The following is a 7,774-nucleotide window of genomic DNA, read 5'->3' on the forward strand; positions in this document are numbered from 1 at the left end:
AGAACCGCAACTAACCATCGAGTATCTGGATTTACAAGAGCTTGATTTAGTCTTTGTAGAGCTAGATCGGGTATTTTACTCTTTTCATTCAGGTAAATCATTTCAACCAAAGAAATCGAAGCAATATAAATCTGACTAGCTGTGTTAATGGAAACTCTTGCTGGTTCTGATAATTTAGGTGAATTCAGGAAGTACCAAATAATGGTATGGGTATCAAGAACTATAGCACTCATAAGTCAATCTCCCTTGGAAAATTTCCCCACATTTCCTTACGCGCTTCGGTAATGTCCTCCTCTGTAATATGAATATCCAAATCAGCCCATAACCCCATGAGACTAGGATGTGGACGTTGAAGGACTTCTTTTTGCTGCAAATATTGGGCAAAATCTAACACCTCCTGTTGTTTATGGGGTGGGAGTTCTCGCAGAGTTGCTAATACAGCTTGTTCAAGAGTCATAAACTTAACCTCATTAAAATTGCTAAATTACTCGATTTTATTGATTTTCCAAAGAGATAAAACTTTTCAAAATACTAAGAATTAAACCTAGGTCATTCAAGAAATATTCCCGAACATCAATTTCTACAATTTTATTGACTAACTTCAAAAATTTCCAGTTTGTTCCGGTTGTAACACTTCCATAAATTTCCGCGATCGCATTCCCTTGACGCTGGTTAAAAATTTGTGCGGCATACATCGCTGCAATACATTGTCCCAAACCAGATTGAATATTATCATTTTTTGCCTCAATAATGATAATAACTGGAGATTTAATAATCAATTGTGATGGGGATTGACTAATCAAAAAATCACAAAATCCGACTAATCCTTGGTCTGGATCGACATTGAATTCTCGTCCTGAAAAAAGGCTAATTTTAGAATCAAAAATTTTCTTGAGTTCAATCAAAATCGGGGTTAAAATCATTTCCGATCGCGCTTTCTCTGTGGCAATTTCCAGTGCTAGGGGTAAGTTATAATCTAAAATTTCTCTGAGACTTTCGCTAACACTACAAGTTTCTGCGTGAGTTAAGGGATTTTGAGTTGCTTGGATGCTTAATCCCAATTGAGTTTCAATGTCTTCTAAGCTAAATGTACTATACGACACGATCGCTACCTCTTTAATACGATATATCAACTTTCTGGGATATATCTTTTATTCTATTTCAGTCTAGCGCGATCGCGATATTTTACCTGAAATTAACGAGTATAGTCCTCTTGAGAGGACTTTTTATATGAGACGGGGATTTTGAATCCCCGGCGGATTGCGAATGAGAGAGAGAGTATAATGACCACAATAATATCAAACCCGATTAATAGGTTAACAAGCGAGCAAGATGCTCGCACTACTCTTATTTTATAAATGCAAATCCTACCCAGAATTGCTTGATAAAAATTCAAAGCATTCCAGATAGGATTTACAAAAACTCCTAGGGAGATTGGTTAAATATAAAATTACTGAATCTGTCCTATCAGTATTGAAAGGTAAGGTTTCAGTCCCTGAGAGGGATTCTTGCACAGAAAAGCAGCAATAGATTATTGCACCATTGCTGCCTTTTGTTCATTCTAATCAAATTTTGTGGTGAAGCGCAAGATTTCAACTTTTGTTGGTGTTTTTCCTATCTCATCAAAAATCATCTTGACCTCTACGCGATCGGTAGTTTTAGACTTTTGATGATCTGGACAAGCCTCAACTTTACAGATAATCGGTTTCAAGGAAGTAATTTTTTTCAAATTCTCGAAGTTGAGAGAAATCTCAGTTTCATGTACTGTTAGGAAAGATTCACTAATGCCATATTGATAGCTATCGATAGATAACTTCTCAGACATAGATAATTTATCAGGATCGTGCATGACGAACTCCTTTGATATAGTTTGCATTTCTAGTGTAACATATCTAAACTAGGATCTGTCTGCACTCAAACACACCTTACCCATCCCCAAACGAGTCTTCATCCCCGTCCCCGAAAAACGAGAATACTGAACCAATAAATGAGCCACATTTGCCAACAGAGAGTCCGTGCGAGTTAACGTATGTAACGTCACATCTCCCACAAAACCGATCGCATACCCCCGAGGCAATTGATAAGGTCGCGTGATAATATTATGCTTCTTCAACGCTACGGAATTACTCAAATAACCGATTAATTCATCACTCCCCAAATAAACGGGAGCAAAATGATTCCAACGATTTAACCAACTCTGAAACATGGAAGCAGGAATCGGTAACGGTAAATCCAACTTGCGACTTGCGAAAGCTGTGGGGGTCAAAAACTGCAAAGAAAACTCGCGGACAGGTTCGGGGTCATTTGCCACCAAAGTCGTGTACAATTCCTCATAACTGGTCTTCTCATCAATGCGATCGCACACCCGAAACGTCCCCCCTAAAAAAGACAATTTTTCCCCCAGATCGAGAGAGGCGATCGCTTTACCGCTCTGCTCTGATAAACCACAGAGAGAGAATTGATAGGTTTCCTCTGGACTGAGACTCACAAAATCTCCCGCACCGTCATGTCGTCCCAATAAACCCGCAAAAGTTGTACTAGGAATTTTTTCTGTTCCTAATGAAAGTCCCATCCGTTGATGCAGTTCTTTACCCAATGCGAGGGAATAAGAACGAGGTAAAGTTACCGTTTCATCAGGAATAATTTGCCAAGTAGAAGAAATTAACATTGGTCATTTTAGAGTTTTTTCAAAGTCACCCAACCCAAGGGATAGCAAATATTTCCTTGCTTATTCATCACCGTGCGACGAGATTTAGGAGCCTCAAAACCCGGTGCTTTTTTGAAACTGCAAGTATCGCGAATTTCAGAGCGCAATTCATCGTTAAATAAACTATTAACTGTTGTCCCTAACATTCCCGTTCCCCAACCCATACGAAGACTGTAGGGACATTTAGCTTTTGAATAGTATTTATCCCAAACAAGATCGAAGTCGAGAGTTTTATTATTGTGACGATTATTGCCTATATTTTCCCAATATTTCACTTCATTATTCCACTGTTCTTGGGCAAAATCTTGACAAATGTTTAACAGTTCATCCAAATTTTTAAAAGGTAATTGCATCCCTTCTTTATGTCGAAACCAGCTTAACATTTCAGTATCTAGAGTTATCGTAAATTGTGCGCGGACATTATAGGCAAGTTCGGCATAAATGGATGCTCTAGATTTTGCTTTTCCATCTGAAAAATGACTCGATACAACAACTTCACTCACGACAGGAATATTAAACTTTTGCTTTTTTCCTTTCTTGCTAGTTAAAGTTTTCTCCAATAACGGCTGAGAATCCGTCACATGAATAGCCCGCATAAAATCGGTATTTGGACCGGTTCTCAACGATGGTGAATATATTTGAGATTCATGTTTATATTGCAGAGAAAAGTTTTCAAAGAGATCGTTCATCAATAAGCGATCGTCAGCAAATTTCTGTTTAAATTTATTTTTAAACTCTCCAGAATCGAGTTTTTGCCGTAATTGTTTTTCAATTGCACTGACTTGAACAGGTGCATTATATTGTTTAGAATTTTTCAAGAGATGATAGGCGATCGCAGTCCGAATTGCACCTTTTATCGAACTTCCGGGAATATACAAATAACCAAACCCATTGCGAATCATCGGACGCAGATCGGTGATATTTCCTTCAACCCAATTTCGACTGCTTAAATGGGGTGGGAAAATACGCTGTCCCGATGGACTTTTTGCTCTGTTCCAATTGTCCCCAAACGCATCATCTAAAACATCTTCAATTGATTCTTTGCGTTCAATTGCACCGATATAATCATTCAGATATCCCCGTTTTAATAATGCGATCGCCAGTGCATCTTTATCGGGTAAATAGACGCGATCTGGAGTTTCAACATACTCGAAAGGACTCAATTGAGACACTTCCGAACCAATATGCAACATAGGACTCGTTAGGCGAATTCGAGCCGTTTCATAAACGTTAGGTTTTGTGATTTTAGGAAGTTCTGAAACAGTCATTTGTTTGTAAAAAGATGAACATTAGTTGGTAAACTTAAACCAATTCCACTCCGATAAATTTGATGTTGATTGAAATCCTCTGGAGTCACATCAGCAAGACGACCTTGAGGGGGATGAGGAAACACAGAACCCTCAGCAAACATTCGCACTTTCTTGCGTCGTCGTTGGATACCAGAAGGAGAAGAAGACACCCAACCCCCACGAGGAATGACATTATAACTGGTAATTTCTAGGTCAATTTGATTCTGAAGATTTTCCACTTCATCCCAGAGTAAACTCAATAAACTATGAGAATTAGAGCCAGAAAAGTTAATTAAGTCTTCCCATTCTGGGGGTAACTTTTCCCACTTAAACGTAAATCGTCCCGCACCACTCGATCGCTCTCCTCCCAGTCCTTCATCAGCCAATAAATTCAAAGTCGCGTGTAGTTTTTCTTCCAATTTTGAATTACTTTCAGGAAAATGAAGGAGAAAATAGAGTCCAGAATGATTTTTATTTTTCTCTTCATCTTCATGTTCAAACTGAATAAAACCCGTGTGATAAAAGTTGGTTGAATGGGTAATGCGATCGATTGCTACTTTGGGATGACGAGCTTCTTTATAGGTGTCTCTATAGTTGAAAGCACCCGCTTCTTTGAGAGAACTGTTAATGTCGTCTTTTTTAGCATGAGCAATCAGTGCAGTTTTATCACTTTCTTCAAAACCTTTAGTTTGATACCATTGTTTCCAAACTTCCAGAGGGAGATAATTCAGCTTTTTATAAGCCTTGGTAAAGGAAAGATCATCCCCAACTGGATAATTTTGAGGAAAACTAAGGGGTTTGGGTAAATAGTAGATAAACTTCTTATCTTTGACTACATACCGATAAATAAATGTAGAACTAAGACGAAAAGGAGGTTCAGTTTTTTGGCAAAAATCAGTGAGTAATTGCTCCACATCACCTTTACTATATAAACGAGCGTAAGTGCTAATTAAAGCACTAAAAAGGGTGTCCGATCGCACTCGTTCGCTGGTTTCTTCCAAACCGATCCCCACTTCCCCAAAATGCGCCACATTTTTACCAAAATTCAGCCGAATCAATCGCCAATTATCCATCATTCTCCTCCCAATAATCCAACAATATCCCCAAAGCGATCGAGAAGTTCCGAGGTATCCTTCATGGCTTCATCAGAAGCAGAAGCAAGGCTACCACTGGTAGGAGAAATTTTACTTTTGTAGTAATCAATTGAGCGATATTCTGCCTTAAAATTCTCAAAGCGAATCTTACCATAACCCCGCGATCCGTGACCTCCTAGCGCATCATCTTCGAGAATTGCTAATGCGATCGCTAAATTTTCTAAATCTGCTTGCATTTGGCTTTTATTCTCAACAGTGTACACCATTTCAAAATCAAACTTAGCACCTGCTGGAACTCTTTCAAGCTGACGAGGATTAGCCGCAGAAGTCACGCGATCGATCCCATTTTCAAACTTCCATTCTGTCATGTAAAGACTGGTATCAATTTGTTTAAGTTTTTCGGCTGATTTCTTTTCTAAATGACAATCTCGAACAATTAAACGAGAAGGATGATTGAAACCTGTAACTTTTTTGCTCCCTTGAGATGTCTGAATTAATGTTTGTGATTTACCCGTAGAACCAAAAATTCTACACACAGGACAATCTGCTGCACCTACATGAGGACTTTGGGAATTCACATCCAATAACCAAGGTTTCAAACTATCACATTCATGGCGATAAGTACCACTACCCCCCGTGCGATTGATAGGCTCATTTAGCAAACGCTCTAAAATTGAGCGGAGTTTTCCTTTTATTGAAGATCCAGGAATATAAGGCTGTTGAGTTAAAGGGTTACGAATCACTGGTTTGTCTAGTCCACCAATATCCAAGTTTTCACCACCTCCACCGATATGAAGTCCGGTTTCAACAACTAGAGAGCTAGTTAAACGCAATTTACCTAATAAGGGTTTTTGTTCAGTTGAAAGGGTCATAATTACTTTCCTCCTTCTGCTTTGTGGTAAGCAATAATAGATTCAATTAGTTGAACGAGACGTTCAAAATCTGTTCGATCGCGCACTTTGTCAATTGCAATAGCCATCACTCGACTCAATGGCTCAACTGCTTTTTGTCGTGCTGCTGCATAAGCTAATTTTGGTTTGAGTAAAACAATATCGGGTTCTAGTTTTTTGAAAACTAATTGTTGTATTTCATTTTGCTTTTTATCTTCAGTATTGATATCTTCATACGCTTGGGTAAATTTGGACTTAATTTGATTGATAGCATCCAAGAATTTACGAATCTGATTCGTTTCTAGTTTCTGTCTTTTAAGTTCGGGTCCAAAAGTTTCCGCATGATTGACTAGCTCTCGAATTGGATAACCCTTGAGTCCCTCCGATAATTTGTTTATTTGAGTAATAATTGTTTGGACAGTAGTAGATTGATTATCTTGTCTATTTTGTTGATTTCTGGGTTGAGATTGACGATTTTGATCTCGGTTACGTGGTTGTGGTTGATTAAGTTGTGGCATGGTGATTTACTATTAGTTTACTGTTGTAAAATCTGTTGAGTAGTTAAATTTGGATTGTTTCTGTGGTTATTCTCCTCCTGTAGAAGATTGACGGTTTAAAAGCTCGATCCAAGTCGCGATCGCTCGAAAATAAGGAGCGTTATAAGGACTTTTCAGCGAAGTCATAAGAGCAGAATTCTCTTTCAGCTTGTCAGGAAGCCGTGATAAAGTATAAGCTACCTTGGGAAGATGGAGAAAATAGCGGGTGTCTTTAACATAATTGGAATCCTCTCCAAACTTTTCTTTTGCTTCTTTAACTGCCTTTTCTTGCAAAGCAGCAGTATTTAATAAGTTGCGAACAAAACTACGAGGGTAGTCAACTTGATTTTCATTCAATTTTTTAACAAAAGGCAAAACTCCTAACAGTTCAGGTAAAGTGCGATCGAGGTAATCACAAAGTTCTTGATTAGGAATTGTTGCCCCTTTTTCATTATACCCTAACCATTCTCCCCATTTAAAGGTTTGACCAAATAAACTCAAACTATCTTTACCATTTCCCTTAGCTTTGTCTTCCATCTCTCCAGAGTCGCTTGCGGCTTGATAAAGAGGATACTTAATTGTTGCCAAACTAACGCCACCGGAGAGAGTAATACTCGGATTATATCCCGTGTAAGCTCGAAAACTTTGGTAAATATCAAATGCAAACTCTACCACTTCATCCCACGCACCACTGATAAATAAATCATCGCCTCCTGCATAGATGAATAGTAAATTTTTTCTGGAAGACTGGGTCAATTTCTTAAACTCTTGAGAATTATCTTCACGATTTTCTGCCAAACTGTTCAAATAGACTTTAAAAAAGTAGGTCATCATGCCCGATAATCCTGCAAGTCTGGGTAAATTCAAATCACTTCCTAAACTTTTGGCGAAAATTTTACCCAAGTTATCCACATCCATCCGAAGATAAGCCAAGCGATCGATTCCTGTTGCTTTACTGGCAAATTCTTCTGCTCTCATGGTTGTTTTATTGTCATTTTCTTCTGTTTTTTTGCCGTACTGACCTAAAAATAAAGGAACAGGCTTTTTATATTTTTTGTAGGATTTTATATCCCAATTATTGATTAAGAATATAGTATCACCATCGGCGATCGCTAAATCTTGATTTCCTGACTGATCTTGCGGAGGAAGATAGTAATAGATAGTGCGATCGCGAAACTTTAAAAACAAAGGAAAGTAGCTTTTGTCCTCCCTTTTTTGTAATGAACGAATTACAGTATTAAATTTGAGCAATTTATCG

At 38.2% G+C, this 7,774-nt stretch carries 10 protein-coding genes; all 10 read right to left on the reverse strand.

What is annotated here, in order from left to right; translation table 11 throughout:
• On the reverse strand, positions 1-233 hold a 233-nt coding region (locus VB714_RS20145), incomplete at its 3' end, for a PIN domain-containing protein (protein ID WP_323226469.1).
• Positions 230-457, reverse strand: a complete 228-nt coding sequence (locus VB714_RS20150) for a DUF2281 domain-containing protein (RefSeq protein WP_323226470.1) — start codon at positions 455-457, stop codon at positions 230-232. The genes VB714_RS20145 and VB714_RS20150, both read right to left, overlap by 4 nt.
• 37 nt (positions 458-494) lie before the next feature.
• Complete coding sequence (locus tag VB714_RS20155; protein ID WP_323226471.1) at positions 495-1,133, reverse strand: hypothetical protein; 639 nt, start codon at positions 1,131-1,133, stop codon at positions 495-497.
• A gap of 428 nt (positions 1,134-1,561) precedes the next feature.
• Positions 1,562-1,876 carry a hypothetical protein gene (locus VB714_RS20160; RefSeq protein ID WP_323226472.1) on the reverse strand — a complete coding sequence of 105 codons (315 nt, stop codon included), beginning with the start codon at positions 1,874-1,876 and terminating at the stop codon, positions 1,562-1,564.
• A 21-nt stretch (positions 1,877-1,897) separates the two neighbouring features.
• The gene (cas6, locus tag VB714_RS20165; protein WP_323226473.1) at positions 1,898-2,668 is read right to left on the reverse strand and encodes a CRISPR system precrRNA processing endoribonuclease RAMP protein Cas6; all 771 of its coding nucleotides are present in this window, start codon (positions 2,666-2,668) and stop codon (positions 1,898-1,900) included.
• 8 nt (positions 2,669-2,676) lie between these two features.
• The gene (gene csm5, locus VB714_RS20170) at positions 2,677-3,975 is read right to left on the reverse strand and encodes a type III-A CRISPR-associated RAMP protein Csm5 (RefSeq protein WP_323226474.1); all 1,299 of its coding nucleotides are present in this window, start codon (positions 3,973-3,975) and stop codon (positions 2,677-2,679) included.
• Positions 3,972-5,069, reverse strand: coding sequence for a type III-A CRISPR-associated RAMP protein Csm4 (gene csm4, locus VB714_RS20175; RefSeq protein WP_416309748.1), 1,098 nt, complete (start codon positions 5,067-5,069; stop codon positions 3,972-3,974). Before csm4 ends, csm5 begins: the two co-directional genes overlap by 4 nt.
• The gene (gene csm3 / locus VB714_RS20180) at positions 5,069-5,962 is read right to left on the reverse strand and encodes a type III-A CRISPR-associated RAMP protein Csm3 (RefSeq protein WP_323226477.1); all 894 of its coding nucleotides are present in this window, start codon (positions 5,960-5,962) and stop codon (positions 5,069-5,071) included. Before csm3 ends, csm4 begins: the two co-directional genes overlap by 1 nt.
• 2 nt (positions 5,963-5,964) lie before the next feature.
• Positions 5,965-6,498 (reverse strand): type III-A CRISPR-associated protein Csm2, encoded by a 534-nt coding sequence (gene csm2, locus VB714_RS20185; protein WP_323226478.1) that lies wholly within the window; start codon positions 6,496-6,498, stop codon positions 5,965-5,967.
• 66 nt (positions 6,499-6,564) lie between these two features.
• On the reverse strand, positions 6,565-7,774 hold a 1,210-nt coding region (cas10, locus tag VB714_RS20190; protein ID WP_323226480.1), incomplete at its 5' end, for a type III-A CRISPR-associated protein Cas10/Csm1.

The organism is Spirulina sp. 06S082 (genome assembly GCF_034932145.1).
In the GTDB taxonomy this organism is placed as follows: domain Bacteria; phylum Cyanobacteriota; class Cyanobacteriia; order Cyanobacteriales; family Spirulinaceae; genus CCY15215.

Excerpts from the sequence above, each read along its gene's own strand:
- VB714_RS20160 (WP_323226472.1), bottom strand. The coding sequence starts at position 1,876 with ATGCAAACTATATCAAAGGAGTTCGTCATGCACGATCCTGATAAATTA.
- csm4 (WP_416309748.1), bottom strand. The coding sequence starts at position 5,069 with ATGGATAATTGGCGATTGATTCGGCTGAATTTTGGTAAAAATGTGGCG.
- cas6 (WP_323226473.1), bottom strand. The coding sequence starts at position 2,668 with ATGTTAATTTCTTCTACTTGGCAAATTATTCCTGATGAAACGGTAACT.
- VB714_RS20150 (WP_323226470.1), bottom strand. The coding sequence starts at position 457 with ATGACTCTTGAACAAGCTGTATTAGCAACTCTGCGAGAACTCCCACCC.
- csm5 (WP_323226474.1), bottom strand. The coding sequence starts at position 3,975 with ATGACTGTTTCAGAACTTCCTAAAATCACAAAACCTAACGTTTATGAA.
- csm2 (WP_323226478.1), bottom strand. The coding sequence starts at position 6,498 with ATGCCACAACTTAATCAACCACAACCACGTAACCGAGATCAAAATCGT.
- csm3 (WP_323226477.1), bottom strand. The coding sequence starts at position 5,962 with ATGACCCTTTCAACTGAACAAAAACCCTTATTAGGTAAATTGCGTTTA.